The following is a 16,172-nucleotide window of genomic DNA, read 5'->3' as shown; positions in this document are numbered from 1 at the left end:
CCTGCGATAGTTTGACGCATGATCAGGGGCGCGCTACATCTGAAGTCGCGAGCGGGAGGAGACTTGCACAATGGCGGAACACGCGGAGCTCGGAGCCGACAGGACATTGCTGCTTGTCGATGACGACGAACCCTTTCTGAGACGCCTTGCAAAGGCGATGGAGAAGCGAGGCTTCGAAGTCGAGATGGCGGGCTCCGTTGCAGCGGGACAGGCGATTGCCACGGCGCGCCCACCGGCCTACGCGGTGTGCGATCTGCGGCTGGAGGATGGCAATGGCCTCGACGTGGTGGAAACCATTCGCGAAAAGCGTCCCGACAGCCGGGTCGTGGTGCTGACCGGCTATGGCGCGATTGCCACCGCCGTCGCGGCAGTCAAGATCGGGGCGACGGATTACCTGTCGAAACCGGCGGATGCGACGGACATCACCAACGCCTTGTTGGCCAGTGACGACGAAATGCCGCCGCCACCGGACAACCCGATGAGCGCGGATCGCGTGCGCTGGGAGCATATTCAGCGGGTCTATGAGCTGTGCGACCGGAATGTCAGCGAGACGGCGCGGCGGCTGAACATGCACCGCCGGACCTTGCAGCGGATCCTGGCGAAACGCTCACCGCGATAAGTCATACCGCTTGCAAATGCGGTCGACGGTCGTGCCGTCGGCCAGCACTGTGTCGGGCAGGCGCCTGCAATCCTCGAACCCCTTGCTTTGATAATAGGTCAGGCCACTGTCGTTGTCGGCGCGGATCGTGGCGTTGATCCATTTGTATCCGATGCGTCTGGCGCGCCGCTTGGTGGCCTCGAACAGTTTCGAGCCGATGCCGAGGCCGGTCTGGCCCAGCCGGACGAAGGTGGCGATATCGGCGGCCTCGGGCGGCAGGTCGGGATGCGGGCCGATATGCTGAAAGCCCAGCACCTGCGCCGCGTCGTCCTCGGCCAGGATCCATGCGTTCAGGCCGGGATAGAGCAGCATTTCGGCCTGCATCTCTTTTGGAGTGATGGACGTCGTCCGGGCCGTGGTGCCGCCCTTGGCGATGATCCGGTTCAGCAGTTCCGCCATCTGGCGGGCGTCGAGCGGATTGGCCTGACGAACTTGGATCATTCGGTCAGGCGCATCAGCTCTGCATGGCGGGCGGTGTAATCGGCGCGGGCCTCCATCGGCGGGCGCAGCACGATGTGCAGACCGTCGATGATATCAGCCGGGGGCGTGCCGAAGAAACGGGTCGCCTCGGCCTCTGAAAAGCCGGCGATTGTCGTGGCCTCCATCCAGGCGCTGATCTTGTCGGCCTTCTTGATCGTCTTCTTGACCTGCATCGGGATCGCCGCGGGCAGGCCAAACCGCAGATGCACCGCCGCCGCCAGTCGCTTGTCGAGTTCGTCATAGGCCGGCCCAACGGCATTTTTCACGGGCGAGATCATGTCACCGATCACGTATTCCGGTGCGTCATGCAGCAGCGCGGCCAGTTGCCATTTTGGGTCCGGACGCGGGTTCAGGCGGGAATAGAGCCTTTCCACCAGCAACGAATGCTCGGCCACCGAATAGGCAAAATCGCCGTTTGTCTGCCCGTTCCAACGCGCGACGAAGCTGAGCCCATGGGCGATATCCTCGATCTCGATATCGACGGGCGTCGGGTCCAGAAGGTCGAGACGACGACCGGACAGCATCTTTTGCCAGGCACGGGGAGGTGGCACGGGGGGGCTCCGTTACTACAGGGTTTGTTCATGGTTTATGCATCGGATGGCCGAATTGCAAAGCATTGCTGGCACGTCCGATGTGCCACATTCCTGCCACATTTCCGCCGCACACTGGCCGCATCGCATCACTGCTGCCAACGATGTCGGGCTTATGAGGCAAAAAACAATCGAGAACTGCCCCGCATCGACGTGATCGCGACCATAGACAGGGTATGTCCGAACTGCTGCGGCGTGCCCCTGATAGACCTGTAAAAGGAGCTTGAGATGATCAGGCAACTCTCAGCGGTCGGGGCAGCATTGGGCGCATTTGCCATCGGCACGCCCGCCATCGCCGCGCAATGTGCAGAGCGCGAGACGGTCGTGGAGCGGCTCGCCGTCCATTACGACGAACAGCCCACCGCCGCCGGCCTGCAGACCACGGATGACAGCCAGGCGCTGGTCGAGGTGTGGTCCTCGCGCGAAACCGGAACCTTCACCGTGATGATGACCAGGCCCGACGGCATGACATGCATCGTGGCCACCGGCACCGACTGGCACCAGCAGGGGCCAGACGCGCATATCCTGGGATCGGCCAGCTAAATCCGGTTCCGGTCGAACCGTTCCGAGCCTTGTGCAAAGGCTTCGTCTTCTCGTGGGTACGAAAGCCCTGCAACCGGCACATCTCGCTGGAAAGACTCCGTTTTCGGCAAAAAAGCGCCGCCCTGCGCCCCGCCGGGCGGCATTTTCGATTCCGCCGGGAACTATCCTGATGCGGGCTTGGTTGAGGCGGCATAACGCAAAGGAGGAAGATCCAATGTATAAGACACTGACAACTTCTGTTGCCGCCATCGCCCTGATGACCGGCGCAACGTTCGCCCAATCCGAAGCGGATGCCGAAGGCACGCTGACGACCGAGCAATCGGCCGAAGTCGAGAGCCAGGACACCTCGGAAGAGCTTGAACAGAGCGCCGAGCAGACCGGCGATGCTGTTGAAGACGCGGCGGAAGACACAGCACAAGCTGTTGAAAACACCGCAGAAGACGCAGCCGAGGGTGCCGAGGACATGGCCGAAGGCGCAGCCGACGCGACCGAAGAAGCAGCCGATGATGTTGCGGAATCGACCGATGAGGCCGCTGACGACATGACGGACAGCGACGTTGCTGCTGACACCGAGACCGATGCAGCTACCGAGTCGTCGGACAACATGGCTGCCGACACCGAGATGAATGCTGAAGAAGGCAACGACGTCACCAGCACCGAGGGTGGCATGGACAGCAGCTTCAGCGGCATGCTGGTCGGCGACATCCTTGGCCAGAACGTGACCACGCAAGCCGGCGAAGATGTGGGCGAGATCGACTACATCGTGCGCCAGGGTGAAGACCTTGCTGCCGTGATCGGCATCGGTGGCTTCCTTGGGCTGGGCGAATACACCGTCGCCATCCCGCTGGAAGAATTCTCGATGGCCCCCGAAGGCGAAGGCATGATGCTGAGCTCGTGGACCGAAGAAGAGCTGAAAGCACAGCCTGAATTCGACGAGACCGGCGTGGAAGGTCTGGAAGACGACGTGCCGCTCGACAGCGCGATGTAAATCGTACCCTGCAGCGTTACGCAGGACGCCGGGCGCCCCTTGACGGGGGCGCCCGTTGTCGTTTCCGGCATCGCCCCGGCGCATTCGTGCGCTCCGTGGAAAAGCCGCGAGAATTCCCTTTGTCGAGCAACGGTATGTGGCTATCCTGCGCGAGGCTTTTGCGCCGGAACTGAAAACACACCCCGGTGGAATGCCGGGACAGGTGGGAGAAGACTTTATGGGACGCCGTGATGAATTGATTGCAAAATACGCAGACGATTTGAAAACCAAATGCGGGATGACCCCGGACATGGACCTTTTGACCAAGGTCACGATCGGCTGCGGGCCGGCGATTTACGATGCCGATGCCGCGACCGTGGCCGCGGGGCAAGAGCACGAGTTGGAGACGGTGAAGGACAACTTCCTGATCAAGAAGCTGGGTCTGTCCGACGGGCCGCAACTGATGGATGCGATCAACCAGTGCATCGAGACCTACGGCAAGTCCGAGCGCAACAAGTACCGAGCGGTGATCTACTACATGCTGACCAAGCACTTCGGCAAAGAAGCGGTCTATCGCTGAGACCGGCAAGACCCGAATGAAACGCCCGCCCCCAGTGGTGGGCGTCTTGCGTTCAGGGCGACTTTTTGAAGAGGTCGGCCAAGGTTTTCAGCTGTCAGATCGCCCGCGTTGCGTGCCCGAAATGCTTTATCCGAGCGCGGATCTTCACCGCATCAAAGCCCCGGCGTTCTATTCGGGAACCGTCGGTTGAATCAGGACCGACAGGGGACCGCCGCGCGGGCGTTCCTTGTTGAAGTCGATCTCGGATTCGATGTGGCGCAGGTGCATGTCGACCATGGACTGCGCTGTCGCCTCGTCGCGGTTGACGATGCTTTCGACGATCCTGGAATGCTCGTCATCGTCACACAGGCTGGCGCGATTGGATCCGTATAGCCCGATGATCAGTGAGGTTCGCATGGTCAGTTCGGACAGATATTTTTCCAGCACGCCGTTGCGGCCGATCCGGCCCAGCAACATGTGAAAGGCGCGTGAGGCGCGAATCGCCCGGGACCTGTCGTTGGCGCTGCGCACGCGGTCTTCTTCCTCCAGATGGGCGCGCAGCGCGGTCAGGTCGGTGGCGTTGGCATTGCGCACGACGTTGCGGATGATCGTGGCCTCGATCGCGCGCCGGGCCTGGAATACGTCGCGCGCCTCGGCTTCGGACGGGGTGGCGACGAAAGCGCCGCGATTGGGGATCAGATCGACCACCTGATGCGCGGCAAGGGTCGCCAGCGCACGGCGTACATGCGCGCGATTGCAGGAAAAAAGATCGCAGAGCGCCTGTTCCCCCAGCTTGGTCCCCGCCTGAAGGCGCTGATCCGCGACCGCGTCCAAAACATGTTCGACGATCATCAATTCTGGATTTTCGGACATCGGATCACCGCAATTCAGCCTGTGTCGAAAGGTGCCATTATTCCCGACAAAATTCGACCGCAAAAATTATCTATTTAGATTGTTAACAATTTATGTTATCTAAAGTGCAGATCAAGTGGAGGAGCACATGAAAATCGCCGTCATCAACCCGAACGCCACGGTCAGCATGACAGACAAGATCGCAGCGACGGCGCGGTCGGTCTGCGCGCCGGGCGTGGAAATCGAGGCGCGCACCGGAATCGGCGCGCCGGTCAGTATCGAAGGCCATTACGACGAGGCGATGGCAATGCCCAAGCTTCTGGATCAGGTCCGCGACGCCGAAGCCGGACATGCCGATGCCATCGTCGTGGCCTGTTTCGACGACCCGGGCCTGGGGGCGTGCCGCGAGATCGCGACCGGCCCGGTGGTGGGGCTGTGCGAGGCGGCGGTGAAGGCCGCCAGCATGATCGCCACGTCTTTCAGCGTGATCACCACGCTGCCCCGTTCCGCCCCGATCATCGAGGAGTTGGTGCGGCGCTATGGGCTGGATCACCAGTGCCGCAAGGTGCGCTCGGCGGCGATTCCCGTGCTGGCACTGGAAGAGCCCGGATCGAATGCCCGCCTTCTGGTGCGCGACGAGATCCTGCGCGCGATCGAGGAGGATCGCTGCGAGGCCGTGGTGCTGGGCTGTGCCGGTATGTCCGATCTGGTGGAATGGCTGTCGGAGGAGACAGGCATTCCGGTGATCGACGGTGTCTCGGTGGCGACGAAATTCGCCGAGGCGCTGGTCGGCGCGGGGCTGAAAACAAGCAAGATCGGAGCCTACGCCACACCCAACCCGAAATAACAGACAACTGGGAGGAGACAGATGACAATTTCGGATACAAACGAGGGCGTTATGCCCCAGGAAGACCACGTACCCCATGCAATCGACAAGAAGGGCCTGGGCGAGGAATCGCTGGCCCCGCAGGAGACCCGGATCATGGATCCCTGGTCGTACCTGTTCGCGTGGCTGGGCGGCTGCGTGTCGATTGGCACCTTTACCATCGGGTCGGGCCTGGTGGGCACGCTGAACCTGCTTCAGGTTTTTCTGGCCATCGCCATCGGCTGCACCGTCATCGGCGTTGCGCTGATGATCAACGGGGCGGCAGGCCACAAGTACGGCATTCCGATGATGGTGCAGGTGCGCTCCGCCTTCGGGTTCACCGGCTCGCGCATTCCCGCGCTGGTGCGGTCGGTTCCGGCCATCGTCTGGTTCGGCTTTCAAAGCTGGATCGGTGCCGGGGCGCTGAACCTGGTGAGTGAAACGCTGTTTGGCTATTCCAACATCGTCGTGTTCTTCATCGGCTTCCAGTTCCTGCAGATATTCCTGTCGGTCCTCGGGTTCCATGGCATCAAGTGGCTGGAAAACATCGGCTCGGTCTTCATCATCGGATCGCTGATCTACATGTTCGTGTCGGTGATCGGCAAATACGGCGAGGAGATCAGCACGAACCTCGTGAATGTCGAAGGCACCTGGGGCGCGCCGTTCTGGGGGGCGACAATGCTGTTCCTCGGGATCTACGCGACGATGATGCTGAACGTGTCGGACTACTCGCGCGAATTGCGCCGTTCCGTCGGGCGCACGCGGCAGGTGGTGATCTATGCCAACTCGATCCTGCCCGCGACACTGTTCATGGGTCTGATCGGGCTGATGGTGTCGGGTGCGACCGGCGAGGTGGACCCGATCCGCGTGTTCTCGAACGCGGTGGACAACAAGCTGTTGCTGGTCATCACGTTGCTGTTCATCGCCTTTGCGCAGGTGACGACCAACATTCTCAACAACGTGGTGCCGCCGGCCTATGCGCTGATGGATGTGTTCAAGCTGAACTACAAGACGTCGGCTGTGCTGGTCGGGTTGCTGGCCTTCGCCACCTTCCCGTGGGAACTGGTCAAGGACGAGTCCGCCGCCGGTCTGAACCTGTTCATCCAGACCTACAGCGCCTTCCTCGGCCCGATCTTTGCGATCCTGGTGGTGGATTATTACGTGCTGCGCCGGCAGGTGCTGGACCTGGACAAGCTTTACGACGAGACCGGTGACTACAAGGGATTCAACCCGGCGGCGCTGATCGCGATGGCCGTGGGGATTGCCGCGGCTCTGACCTTTTCGTCGGTTTCGTGGTATGCAAGCCTCATCCCGGCGGGGCTGACCTATTACCTGCTGATGCGGCACATGCCCGCCGCGCGCCGGTTCCTCGACGGCTGAGGCACGCATATTGCCCGGAAGGGGCCGCGCGCCGGCCCCTTCCGCCCGTCCGCCGCTGACGCGTGCCCGGACAGATTTCAACAAAGGAGCAGACATGACCCGCTATCCCCGTGACATGCGCGGCTACGGCGCGACGCCGCCGGACCCGCGCTGGCCCGATGGTGCGAAGATCGCCGTTCAATTCGTGCTGAACTATGAGGAGGGCGGCGAGAACTGCGTTCTGCATGGCGACGCGGCCTCGGAGGCGTTCCTGTCGGATATTCCCGGCGCGGTGCCGTGGCCGGGCCAGCGTCACTGGAACATGGAGTCGATCTATGAATACGGCGCGCGGGCCGGGTTCTGGCGCTTGCACGACCTGTTCACAGGGGCGGGTATTCCGCTGACGATCTATGGCGTCGCGACCGCGCTGGCGCGCAGCCCCGAACAGGTGGCGGCGATGACCGGCGCCGGCTGGGAGATTGCCAGCCACGGCCTGAAGTGGATCGACCACAAGGACATGCCCGAACACGAGGAGCGCGCGGCAATCGCCGAAGCGGTGCGCTTGCATACCGAGGTGGTCGGCGAACGGCCGCGCGGCTGGTACACGGGCCGGTGCAGCGTCAACACCGTGCGCCTTGTCGCCGAGGAAGGCGGGTTCGACTATATCTCGGACTGCTATGACGACGATCTGCCCCACTGGCGCGAATTCTCCCGGCGCGATCAACTCATGATCCCCTATTCGCTGGAAACCAACGACATGCGCTTTGCCGCCACGCCTGGCTGGGTGACGGGCGGCGATTTCGAGACCTACCTGAAGGACACGTTCGACACGCTTTATGCCGAGGGCGCGGCGGGCGCGCCGAAGATGATGACGGTGGGGCTGCATTGCCGCCTGATCGGCCGCCCCGGCAAGATCGCCGGGTTGCGCCGTTTCATCGAGCATGTGCAGCGTCACGATGCCGTCTGGTGCCCGCGCCGCAGCGACATCGCGCGGCATTGGGCCGCCACCCACCCCCACCATCGCCAGGAACGCCCCAGCGCGATGAAAGAGGGACGTTTCATCCAGGTGTTCGGACCGACGCTTGGCGCGGGCAAGTGGCTGGCCCCGCGGGCCTGGGCACTGGAACTTGGGCCGGGCCATGACAGCGCCATCGGGTTGCACAATGCCTTTTGCCGCGCCTTGCGCAGCGCCTCTGACGCGGAGCGTGCGGCGTTGGCGCAAGAGCTTGCCGGGACGGCGCAGTCCGCGACGGTCGGCGCGGGCGGGGATGATCCCGGAGCGGCGACAGACGCGCGCGCCGTCGACCGTGCCTGCACGGCGTATGAAACCGCGCTTCTGCGGCGCCTGCGAGAGTTGCTGCCATGAGCGGCCCGCGCATTCAGGCCGCTCCATTGACGGCAGAGGCCTTTGCCCCGTTCGGCGACGTGATCGAGGCTCGGGGCGCGCCCGATATCATGATAAACCAGGGTCGCTGTGGCCGGTTCCACGACCGCGCGCGGCTCGATTTCGGAGACGAGGGCCGCGCCGGGCTGAGCCTGTTCGACGCCGAGGCGGAAACCCTGCCCGCCAGCCTCGGGATGATGGAGCGTCACCCGCTGGGAAGCCAGGCCTTCGTGCCGATGGATCCCGTGGCGATGCTGATCTGCGTGGCCCCGGATGCGTCGGGCCGCCCCGGCGAACCGCGCGCCTTTCTCAGCCAGCCCGGACAGGCGGTGAACCTGCTGCGCGGCGTCTGGCACGGCGTCCTGAACCCGATCGGCGGGCCGGGCCGGTTTTTGGTGATCGACCGGATCGGACCGGGCGACAACCTTGAAGAACACTGGTTCGAGCAACCTTTCACAGTCCAGGGAGACCTGTCATGAGCGACCGCACCTATGCCTATCCCGAGGGCGGGTTGCCGCCCCAGAGTCAGCTGCTGACCGGCCGCGCGGTGTTTACCGAGGCCTATGCGGTGATCCCGCACGGCACGATGAGCGATATCGTGACCAGCAAGCTGCCGTTCTGGGACAAGGCCCGGTTCTGGGTATTGGCGCGGCCCCTGTCGGGCTTTGCCGAGACATTCTCGCAATATATCGCCGAGGTGCAGCCCGGCGGCGGCAGCGACCGGCCCGAAACCGAAGCAGGGGTCGAGGCGGTGCTGTTCGTCGTCGACGGGACGCTGCGGCTGACGCTGGATGGCGTGGCGCACGAAATGGCTCCCGGCGGATACGCCTACATCCCGCCCGATACGGACTGGCAGCTGAGGGTACCGGGCGCGGCGCCGGCCCGGTTTCACTGGATACGCAAGGCGTATCAGGCGGTTGACGGGATCGACGCGCCCCCGGCGCTGGTTACCAACGAGGCAGATGTCGCACCGACCGCGATGCCCGACACCGACGGCCGGTGGGCCACCACCCGGTTCGTCGATCCCGACGACCTGCGCCACGACATGCATGTGACCATCGTCACCCTGCAGCCGGGCGCAGTGATCCCGTTTGCCGAAACCCATGTCATGGAACACGGGCTTTACGTGTTGCAGGGCAAGGGGGTCTATCGGCTGAACCAGGACTGGGTCGAGGTGGAGGCCGGCGATTTCATGTGGTTGCGCGCGTTCTGCCCGCAGGCCTGCTATGCCGGGGGGCCGGAGCCGTTCCGCTATCTTCTTTACAAGGACGTGAACCGGCACATGCCGCTCGCGCCCGGGGCCTTGGGTCACTTGCCGCGCTGAGCGGCGCATCCCGGCAGCGGTAGTCGACACGCCGCCGGGCCAATTCAAAAAACAATAATGATGTCGATGGACAGAGAGGACACCATGACTGCAATCGATAACAACCACGGCCATGCCGGGTCCACGCTGGACCCGGAAGGCAACACGCTTCAGCCGGTCAAGCCCGGGGAAAAGACCTGGGGATGGTTCGCGATCTTCAACGTCTGGGCCAACGACGTTCAGTCGTTGTTCGGCTATTCGCTGGTGGCGTCGCTGTTCATCTCCTACGGGGTCAGCGGCTGGACCGCCTTTGCCGCGCTGATCGCCGCGGGGCTGTTCACCATGTGGATGGTCAACCTGTCCGGTGCGCCGGGCGAGAAATACGGCATCCCCTATCCCGTGTTGGCCCGCGCCAGCCTTGGCACCGGCGGCGCGCGCCTGCCCGCGGTCCTGCGGGCGACGGTCGCGGTGTTCTGGTACGGTGTGCAGGTCTACTTTGCCTCGACCGCGGTTGCGTTGCTGATCCGGTCCCTGACCGGGATCGAGGCCGGGGGCGCGGAGGTTCTGGGCCTGACCGGAATCGACTGGCTGTCGTTTTTCATCGTCTGGGCGTTTCACATCGTGATTTTCTGGCGTGGCATGAACTGGGTCGAGACCTTCCTGAACATCGCCGGGCCCTTCGTCTATCTGGTGATGATCGGCCTGCTGATCGTGCTTTGGCAACGCGCCGACGGCAAGCTGCTGGACGCGACCGCCACGATCTTTGCCAATCCGGATGCGACCTTCTTGACCGAGTTCAACGGCTTCGTCGCGATCGTCGGCACGATGGTGGCCTATTTCGCCGCGGTGATGATCAACTTCAGCGATTTCTCGCGCTATTCGCGCGACAAGCGTTCGATGGTGCTGGGCAACCTGGTGGGGCTGCCGTTCAACATGATCCTGTTCTCGGCGCTGGCCCTGCTGACCACCGCGGGGGCGGCTGTCGTCTTTGGCGAGGAGATCACCAACCCCAGCGTTATCGTCGAGCGCACGGATAGCGTGCTGCTGGGGGTCATCGCCGCGCTGACCTTCTTTGCGGCCACGGTCGGGATCAACCTTGTCGCCAATTTCATCCCGGCGGTGAATGGCATCGCCAACCTTGCACCGGAAAAGATCAGCTTTCGCAAGGCGGGGCTGATCACCTCGTTCCTGGCGCTGATCATCGGCGGCTTCTGGACCAGCTTCATCAGCGAGGTCGGCATCAGCGGGTTCGTCAACACGCTGGGTGCGACGCTGGCCCCGGTGTTCGGGATCATGATCGTGGACTACTACCTGCATCGCGGGCAAATCCTGGACGTGGATGATCTCTATGACATGTCGGGGGGGCGCTATCATTACAGCAACGGTTGGAACCTCACGGCGGTCAAGGTCTTTGCCATCGCGGCGATCTTCTCGGTCGCGACGGTCTGGGTGCCGTGGTTCGGGTTCCTGTCGGGGTATAACTGGGTGATCGGGGCCTGCCTTGGCGGCGCGTTGTACTATGCGCTGGCCAAGACGTCCGCTACGACCTGACCCTGGCAAAAATGGCGGCCGGCGGCAGAGTGATGCTGCCGGCCTACCGCGGACCGGATCAGCCTTGTGGCGCGCGTCCGGGGCGACGACCTGAGGGTTTCAGGTTCGCCCGCTATCACAACATGACGATATGGTTGTCCCAGGCGACGTCGTGCCGGGCCAGCGCTTGCGGTCCGGCCTTGTCGATGGCGAACAGCCCGCCGAGCCCGTCGCTGGCCAGGTATCCCGACCCGAGTGGCGCCAGACCGCAGATATCCGCGCGGGTTACGCGGCCCAGGAACGTGCCGTCATCCGTGAACCGATGCAATCGCCCGCCTCGGGGCGAGGTGATGGCCAGGTCGGGGCCGTCCCCGTCCCCGCTGAAAGCGATGCTTCCGGCATAACCATCCATCGCAAGTTCATCGGCCAGGGGCGCGGAGGCAAGAACCGGCGCTTCGCCCATCCGGTGCAGACCCAGCAGCGGGGTCGCGGCCCCGGCCTCGCCCTGCCATTGCATCGCGAAACCGACCAGCCCGTCTGCCCGGACCGCAAGGTGCCGGATTGAATTCTGGTGCAGCTCTGGGGCCAATTCCACGCGATCCCGCTCGACGCCCTCCAATGACAGGTAGACGAGGCTGGGTCGCATGCTTTCCAGGTTCAACTTTCTGCGGTCCGTGGGATCGGTTGCAATGCCGCCATTGGCGACGACCAGGGTCGCGCGGTCGGGCATGAGCCGAATATCATGCGGGCCTATGCCGCCGGTGGGAAAGGCTCCGATCCGGGTGTAGCCCTGCGCTGCATCCCAGACACCGATCATGCCCATGCTGGTGTCGGCCCGCTGCTCGCTCGTCAGCAGCAGCGCGCCGTCGGAGGTAAAAACGCCGTGCCCATTCAGATGCTGCCCCTCGGGCGGGGTCAGCCGGTGGCGCACCGCACCCGTCGCGCAGTCGTTCACCAGCGCGAAACGGCCCGGTCGCCTTGCAAAGGCCACGGCTTCGGCGCGCCGCGGATGTCCCGCCCCGGCGTGACCCCGTGCCGGAAGCGGCACCCGAAAGGTCGTCGTGCCGTCCCGGGACACGCCATAGAGCGCAAAGACCCCGTCGGGGTCTTTCGCCGCGGCCAGGTAGTGTGGGTCGCCCACCGCCGCCCAGCCAAGGCGCGGGGCAGCGCCAGCCGCCATGAGCGATGCGAGAAAACTGCGCCGCGTGGCCATCGTTCAATCTCCATCCTGTGAATTGAAGCCCGGCGTGATCCCGTAGCGGGCGCCGATCTCTTGCTCAATGGCCTCGCGAAGGCTGTTGACGGCCTGTTGCAGGACCTCTGCGCGCAGCCGCGCCTGTGGATCAGTCACGTCCTGAAACGCGGGCGCCTCGATTCGCGCCGCTGCGGTTTGCACGGTCTCCAGAGCGGCGTCGGTTGTAGGCGTCGGCCAATCCGCCAGAGCCGTGGCCAGCCCATGCGCGGCTTCGGCTGCCAGTACAACGTTGCGGACGGACCGCCCTGATCGCCTCGCCTCGGCCAGCGCGGGACGCGGGCGGTCGAAGGTGCCCAAGGGCAAGCCCAGCCGCTTTTGCGCGGTGAAATCCAGCGATGACAGGATCTGCGTGTAGAGCGCGCGAAGGGCTTCGTCTTCGGTCAGGAAGGTGGCATTGCCCTCAGCGCCGGCGCTGCGCAGGTTGGCGGCGAACTCCCCCTCCCAACTTGCCTCCAGCGCCTTGGCCTGGTTGTGCAGGTCCGCGGCGATCGCGGTGACAAGATCGCAGGTATAGCTTCCGGGGGCATACTCCGCGAAGGCCGGGTCATGGATCAGCATTTCCAGCGCAAAGAAACCGCGCGCGGCGATCGAGACATCGGCATAGCCTTCCGGGTCACGGGCGATCGGGTCTTCCTCGGCGATGAAACGGGTCAGCGAGCGCTGGGTAAAGCCGCGCGGGTCGGGCCAGAAACCGATCGAAAGGGCCCCGGTCTCGGAGGGGCCAAGGCGCAGGTCCGCCACCGGCATCCAGGCGTCGAACGCGGCCTGATAGGCCGGCCCCACGGCTTTCGGACGGCAGTCCGCGGCCGCGGTTTCCGCCAGCACCGCGGCCCTTTCGGCGAAAGCGTCAAAGCCCGGCAGGATGTGCCGGTCCAAAGCGCTGTCCACGTCGGCCAGGGCTGGGGCGGCAAGGCAAAGCGTCGTGGCGAGGATGGGCAGTCTCATAGGCTCTCCAGGTAACGGATCAGGGCGTCGCGGTTGGCGGGGGGCATATCGACAACCCGGTCGCGGGCCGCCTGCGCCTCGCCACCATGCCACAGAATCGCCTCCAGCAGCGACCGGGCGCGGCCGTCATGTAGGAAATATGTGTGGCCGGACACGGTTTCGGTCATGCCGATCCCCCAGAGCGGGGCAGTGCGCCATTCCTGACCACTTGCGCGGCCTTCGGGGCGGTTGTCTGCCAGACCCGGCCCCATGTCATGCAGCAGCATGTCGGTGAATGGCCAGATCAACTGGAAACTGGCCGGGTTGTCACCTTTCAGCCGATGGGTCACGTAATTCGGACGATGACAATCGGCACAGCCGGTCTGAAAGAAGACTTCGCGCCCTAGCAGAACCCGGGCGTCCTCCACGTCGCGGCGCGCGGGAACGGCAAGCGTCCGACTGTAGAAGGTCACCAGATCGAGACCGACCTGATCGATCTCATGGCCGCCTTGTTCGGCGTCGCCACCATGCAGGGCCGCCGTGCAATCGGTCTGCGCATCGGTGCATTCGCCCGAGCCTGCCGGGTGGACCGGATTGGAGATACCGATATCGCCCGCAAAGGCGCTGGCGCTTTGTTCGAGCACGGTCGGGTTGCCGGCTTTCAGACCAAAACGGCCCAGCATCGGCTGCTCGTGCACGTCGGACCAGACGACCTGGGGCCGGCCCGAGATGCCATCGCCATCCATATCTTCGGGGTCAGCCCAAGCCAGGATATCCTGCGTGGGGATCGCTTCGAGCAGCCCCATGCCGATCATCTGGGGCGCGACGCGAGGGCTGATCATGGCAGCTTCGTGCAGCGGGCCATAGCCCAGATCGGCAGCTGTGTAGGCCGGATCGCGCAGGGTGACGACCTCGCCTCCCGAAAGCACGACCTCGATCTCCTCGTAGTCGATCTGAAGCCGATATTCAGGCGCATGGCCCGGCAGGCTGAAGTCCTGCAACTGGCTGCCATAGGTCGGTTCAGGCGCCACGGGATAGGTCCCCTCGATAAAGGAATGGATCGCCTCGGCCTCTGCCGCCGCGGCCGGAACCGATACGCGCAGAAACATCGACACGGCGCTGTCGTCGGGCCCTTCGGGCGGATGGCCCCGCCCGTCCTTGAGGTGACAGCGCTGACAGGAGCGCGCGTTATAGAGCGGCCCAAGCCCGTCCGACGCCAGCGCCGACGCGGGTGCCGAAACCCAGACACGTTCGAACATGCCATTGCCAAGCTTGAACTCCATTTCCTGTTCGAAGGTCAGGTTGGCGGCGGGTTGGGAAAAGGCGTCGGGCGTGTTGCGCGCCCGCACGGTCTGGCCGCCTGCGGGGTTCTGTTCGAATGCCCAGGCCGCAGAGAAATCGGTTGGACGCGCGGTCACCGCCGCAATGCGTGCACGCTCCGCCTCGGTGCGCGGGATGATGTCGAGATGTACATCCGCCAAGCCCGACCATGGCGCAGTCTCGGACAGGTGTGCGGCAACTGGAATGAACAAAGCCGCCGCAAGCGGCAGCAGGAAAATCAGCGGCTTTCGCATGGGTCTCACGTCGTGCGACAGGCCGGGGGCGCGAACACGCCGCACCCCCGCTTGAGTGTGGTTACTGGAAGACGGCGGAGGGATTGTCCAGGCTGTCGGAGCCCTCGATCTCGATCCCGCCCAGTTCTAGCTCGGCAACGACGCGTTCTATCGACCGGGTCTGGCCGACCAGTCCGTCAACGCCTCCCATGATCAGCGCCTCGCCACCTTCGTTGCCGCGGGCCAGCATCTCGTCATAGGCGAAACCCGCTTCGGCAGCGGTCTTGATCCGGCCCAGTGCCAGCACCGCGTCGGCGAGACGGCTGCGCATTTCCGTGTCCAGCTCGGGATTGCGGGCAGCGACAAGATCGGACAAGGACGGCCCGCTTACCGTGGTGCCATCCGTGCGCACGTAGCGTCCAAGATAGATGTTCCGGATGCCGACACCGTTGTAATAGTGATCATTATGGGTGTTGTCGGCAAAGCAGGAATGCTCTTCCTCGGGGTCATTCAGCATCAGGCCCAGCCGCATCCGCTCACCCGCGGTTTCACCGTAGGACAGGCTGCCCATACCGGTCAGGATGGCCGAGAGCCCGGCCTGTTCGTCGGCCATCAGGGTATCGCGGGCCTCGCCGCCTTCTGCCCATTGGGCGGTGATCCATTCCAGATCCGAAACCAGGAGATCGGTCGCCGCGGACAGGTAATCGGCCCGGCGGTCGCAATTGTCATTGGTACATGCATCGCCCTGCGCATAGTCGGTCCAGGGCCGGTTGCCCGCGCCGTCGTCATGGCCGTTGAGATCCTGACCCCACAGCAGGAACTCGACAGCGTGATAGCCGGTGGCGACGTTGGCCTCGATGCCATCCACCTCGTGCAAGGTGTTTTCCAGAAGGTCAGGTGTGATCTCGGTCGCGTCGATCTCCTGGCCCGACAGGGTGAAGGTCGGATTGGCGATGACGTTCAGCGCCGCCAGTTGGTTGGCATCGGTCGGACCACCATAGGCACCGTCGACATAGTCGATCAGCCCCTCATCCAAGGGCCATGCGTTCACCTTGCCCTCCCAGTCATCCACGATGGGGTTGCCGAAGCGGAAGACCTCGGTCTGTTGGTAGGGAACACGCGCCTCCAGCCAGGCTTCGCGGGCGGCGGCCATGGTGTCCGCCGACGGAGTCTCGATCAGGGCGCTCACAGCCTCTTGCAGCACACGCGCGGCCTCAAGGCTGTCGCCGTAGTTCGCCTCGGCGATATCGGCATAGGTGTCGAGCACTTCTGTGGCGGACTGCGCCAGGGCGGGTCCCGACATCGCGGTCGCGATGGCAGTGGTGGTCAATACGGTGCGGAGCATCTCTT

General features: G+C 64.1%; 17 protein-coding genes. 10 read left to right on the top strand and 7 right to left on the bottom strand.

Annotation, left to right across the window (positions count from 1 at the left end; translation table 11 throughout):
- Nucleotides 1-70 precede the first annotated feature (70 nt).
- The gene (locus PVV74_RS07265) at nucleotides 71-619 is read left to right on the top strand and encodes an ActR/PrrA/RegA family redox response regulator transcription factor (protein WP_103762577.1); all 549 of its coding nucleotides are present in this window, start codon (nucleotides 71-73) and stop codon (nucleotides 617-619) included.
- Here PVV74_RS07265 and PVV74_RS07260 read toward each other — a convergent pair.
- Nucleotides 608-1,099, bottom strand: coding sequence for a GNAT family N-acetyltransferase (locus PVV74_RS07260; protein WP_274592751.1), 492 nt, complete (start codon nucleotides 1,097-1,099; stop codon nucleotides 608-610). The genes PVV74_RS07265 and PVV74_RS07260 overlap by 12 nt on opposite strands.
- Complete coding sequence (locus PVV74_RS07255; protein ID WP_103762576.1) at nucleotides 1,096-1,662, bottom strand: YfbR-like 5'-deoxynucleotidase; 567 nt, start codon at nucleotides 1,660-1,662, stop codon at nucleotides 1,096-1,098. The genes PVV74_RS07260 and PVV74_RS07255 overlap by 4 nt, the downstream gene beginning before the upstream one ends.
- Nucleotides 1,663-1,956: 294 nt before the next feature.
- On the opposite strand from PVV74_RS07255, the gene PVV74_RS07250 reads away from it, so the two are divergent.
- The 3 genes from PVV74_RS07250 to PVV74_RS07240 all read left to right on the top strand — a co-directional run bounded on the left by PVV74_RS07250 (nucleotide 1,957) and on the right by PVV74_RS07240 (nucleotide 3,818).
- Nucleotides 1,957-2,271, top strand: coding sequence for a hypothetical protein (locus tag PVV74_RS07250; protein WP_146049989.1), 315 nt, complete (start codon nucleotides 1,957-1,959; stop codon nucleotides 2,269-2,271).
- A 214-nt stretch (nucleotides 2,272-2,485) separates the two neighbouring features.
- Entirely contained in the window at nucleotides 2,486-3,259 is a 774-nt protein-coding gene (locus PVV74_RS07245; protein ID WP_103762574.1) for a PRC-barrel domain-containing protein, read from the top strand.
- A 217-nt stretch (nucleotides 3,260-3,476) separates the two neighbouring features.
- On the top strand, nucleotides 3,477-3,818 hold the full coding sequence (locus PVV74_RS07240; protein WP_103762980.1) for a DUF2853 family protein: 342 nt from the start codon (nucleotides 3,477-3,479) through the stop codon (nucleotides 3,816-3,818).
- 168 nt (nucleotides 3,819-3,986) lie between these two features.
- Here the strand turns inward: PVV74_RS07240 and PVV74_RS07235 are convergent, their stop codons facing one another.
- Nucleotides 3,987-4,670 carry a GntR family transcriptional regulator gene (locus tag PVV74_RS07235; RefSeq protein WP_103762573.1) on the bottom strand — a complete coding sequence of 228 codons (684 nt, stop codon included), beginning with the start codon at nucleotides 4,668-4,670 and terminating at the stop codon, nucleotides 3,987-3,989.
- A gap of 127 nt (nucleotides 4,671-4,797) precedes the next feature.
- On the opposite strand from PVV74_RS07235, the gene PVV74_RS07230 reads away from it, so the two are divergent.
- The 6 genes from PVV74_RS07230 (at nucleotide 4,798) to PVV74_RS07205 (ending at nucleotide 11,111) form a co-directional block, all read left to right on the top strand.
- The gene (locus tag PVV74_RS07230; RefSeq protein WP_103762572.1) at nucleotides 4,798-5,496 is read left to right on the top strand and encodes an aspartate/glutamate racemase family protein; all 699 of its coding nucleotides are present in this window, start codon (nucleotides 4,798-4,800) and stop codon (nucleotides 5,494-5,496) included.
- Between the two features lie 21 nt (nucleotides 5,497-5,517).
- Nucleotides 5,518-6,894 (top strand): NCS1 family transporter, encoded by a 1,377-nt coding sequence (locus PVV74_RS07225; RefSeq protein WP_274592750.1) that lies wholly within the window; start codon nucleotides 5,518-5,520, stop codon nucleotides 6,892-6,894.
- 94 nt (nucleotides 6,895-6,988) lie between these two features.
- Nucleotides 6,989-8,239, top strand: coding sequence for an allantoinase PuuE (gene puuE / locus PVV74_RS07220; protein ID WP_274592749.1), 1,251 nt, complete (start codon nucleotides 6,989-6,991; stop codon nucleotides 8,237-8,239).
- Nucleotides 8,236-8,736: an ureidoglycolate lyase gene (locus PVV74_RS07215; protein WP_103762569.1), complete on the top strand. Its 501-nt coding sequence runs from the start codon at nucleotides 8,236-8,238 to the stop codon at nucleotides 8,734-8,736. Before puuE ends, PVV74_RS07215 begins: the two co-directional genes overlap by 4 nt.
- Nucleotides 8,733-9,581, top strand: a complete 849-nt coding sequence (locus PVV74_RS07210) for a bifunctional allantoicase/(S)-ureidoglycine aminohydrolase (protein WP_103762568.1) — start codon at nucleotides 8,733-8,735, stop codon at nucleotides 9,579-9,581. Before PVV74_RS07215 ends, PVV74_RS07210 begins: the two co-directional genes overlap by 4 nt.
- Nucleotides 9,582-9,665: 84 nt before the next feature.
- Nucleotides 9,666-11,111 carry an NCS1 family nucleobase:cation symporter-1 gene (locus PVV74_RS07205; protein WP_103762979.1) on the top strand — a complete coding sequence of 482 codons (1,446 nt, stop codon included), beginning with the start codon at nucleotides 9,666-9,668 and terminating at the stop codon, nucleotides 11,109-11,111.
- 115 nt (nucleotides 11,112-11,226) lie between these two features.
- Here PVV74_RS07205 and PVV74_RS07200 read toward each other — a convergent pair whose 3' ends face one another.
- The 4 genes from PVV74_RS07200 to PVV74_RS07185 all read right to left on the bottom strand — a co-directional run bounded on the left by PVV74_RS07200 (nucleotide 11,227) and on the right by PVV74_RS07185 (nucleotide 16,167).
- Nucleotides 11,227-12,303, bottom strand: a complete 1,077-nt coding sequence (locus tag PVV74_RS07200; protein ID WP_274592748.1) for a DUF1513 domain-containing protein — start codon at nucleotides 12,301-12,303, stop codon at nucleotides 11,227-11,229.
- Nucleotides 12,304-12,306: 3 nt separating this feature from the next.
- A complete protein-coding gene (locus PVV74_RS07195; protein WP_274592747.1) occupies nucleotides 12,307-13,290 on the bottom strand; it encodes an imelysin family protein in 984 nt (327 codons plus the stop codon).
- The gene (locus PVV74_RS07190) at nucleotides 13,287-14,843 is read right to left on the bottom strand and encodes a di-heme oxidoreductase family protein (RefSeq protein WP_274592746.1); all 1,557 of its coding nucleotides are present in this window, start codon (nucleotides 14,841-14,843) and stop codon (nucleotides 13,287-13,289) included. The genes PVV74_RS07195 and PVV74_RS07190 overlap by 4 nt, the downstream gene beginning before the upstream one ends.
- Nucleotides 14,844-14,904: 61 nt before the next feature.
- Nucleotides 14,905-16,167 (bottom strand): imelysin family protein, encoded by a 1,263-nt coding sequence (locus PVV74_RS07185; RefSeq protein WP_274592745.1) that lies wholly within the window; start codon nucleotides 16,165-16,167, stop codon nucleotides 14,905-14,907.
- Nucleotides 16,168-16,172: the final 5 nt, after the last annotated feature.

This window comes from Roseovarius sp. SK2, from assembly GCF_028807495.1.
Classification (GTDB): Bacteria; Pseudomonadota; Alphaproteobacteria; order Rhodobacterales; family Rhodobacteraceae; genus Roseovarius; species Roseovarius confluentis.
The sequence above is the reverse complement of the archived record's forward strand: the minus strand, read 5'-3'. Positions and strand labels throughout refer to the sequence as shown.

Excerpts from the sequence above, each read along its gene's own strand:
- PVV74_RS07265 (WP_103762577.1), top strand. The coding sequence starts at position 71 with ATGGCGGAACACGCGGAGCTCGGAGCCGACAGGACATTGCTGCTTGTC.
- PVV74_RS07260 (WP_274592751.1), bottom strand. The coding sequence starts at position 1,099 with ATGATCCAAGTTCGTCAGGCCAATCCGCTCGACGCCCGCCAGATGGCG.
- PVV74_RS07255 (WP_103762576.1), bottom strand. The coding sequence starts at position 1,662 with ATGCTGTCCGGTCGTCGTCTCGACCTTCTGGACCCGACGCCCGTCGAT.
- PVV74_RS07250 (WP_146049989.1), top strand. The coding sequence starts at position 1,957 with ATGATCAGGCAACTCTCAGCGGTCGGGGCAGCATTGGGCGCATTTGCC.
- PVV74_RS07245 (WP_103762574.1), top strand. The coding sequence starts at position 2,486 with ATGTATAAGACACTGACAACTTCTGTTGCCGCCATCGCCCTGATGACC.
- PVV74_RS07240 (WP_103762980.1), top strand. The coding sequence starts at position 3,477 with ATGGGACGCCGTGATGAATTGATTGCAAAATACGCAGACGATTTGAAA.
- PVV74_RS07235 (WP_103762573.1), bottom strand. The coding sequence starts at position 4,670 with ATGTCCGAAAATCCAGAATTGATGATCGTCGAACATGTTTTGGACGCG.
- PVV74_RS07230 (WP_103762572.1), top strand. The coding sequence starts at position 4,798 with ATGAAAATCGCCGTCATCAACCCGAACGCCACGGTCAGCATGACAGAC.
- PVV74_RS07225 (WP_274592750.1), top strand. The coding sequence starts at position 5,518 with ATGACAATTTCGGATACAAACGAGGGCGTTATGCCCCAGGAAGACCAC.
- puuE (WP_274592749.1), top strand. The coding sequence starts at position 6,989 with ATGACCCGCTATCCCCGTGACATGCGCGGCTACGGCGCGACGCCGCCG.
- PVV74_RS07215 (WP_103762569.1), top strand. The coding sequence starts at position 8,236 with ATGAGCGGCCCGCGCATTCAGGCCGCTCCATTGACGGCAGAGGCCTTT.
- PVV74_RS07210 (WP_103762568.1), top strand. The coding sequence starts at position 8,733 with ATGAGCGACCGCACCTATGCCTATCCCGAGGGCGGGTTGCCGCCCCAG.
- PVV74_RS07205 (WP_103762979.1), top strand. The coding sequence starts at position 9,666 with ATGACTGCAATCGATAACAACCACGGCCATGCCGGGTCCACGCTGGAC.
- PVV74_RS07200 (WP_274592748.1), bottom strand. The coding sequence starts at position 12,303 with ATGGCCACGCGGCGCAGTTTTCTCGCATCGCTCATGGCGGCTGGCGCT.
- PVV74_RS07195 (WP_274592747.1), bottom strand. The coding sequence starts at position 13,290 with ATGAGACTGCCCATCCTCGCCACGACGCTTTGCCTTGCCGCCCCAGCC.
- PVV74_RS07190 (WP_274592746.1), bottom strand. The coding sequence starts at position 14,843 with ATGCGAAAGCCGCTGATTTTCCTGCTGCCGCTTGCGGCGGCTTTGTTC.
- PVV74_RS07185 (WP_274592745.1), bottom strand. The coding sequence starts at position 16,167 with ATGCTCCGCACCGTATTGACCACCACTGCCATCGCGACCGCGATGTCG.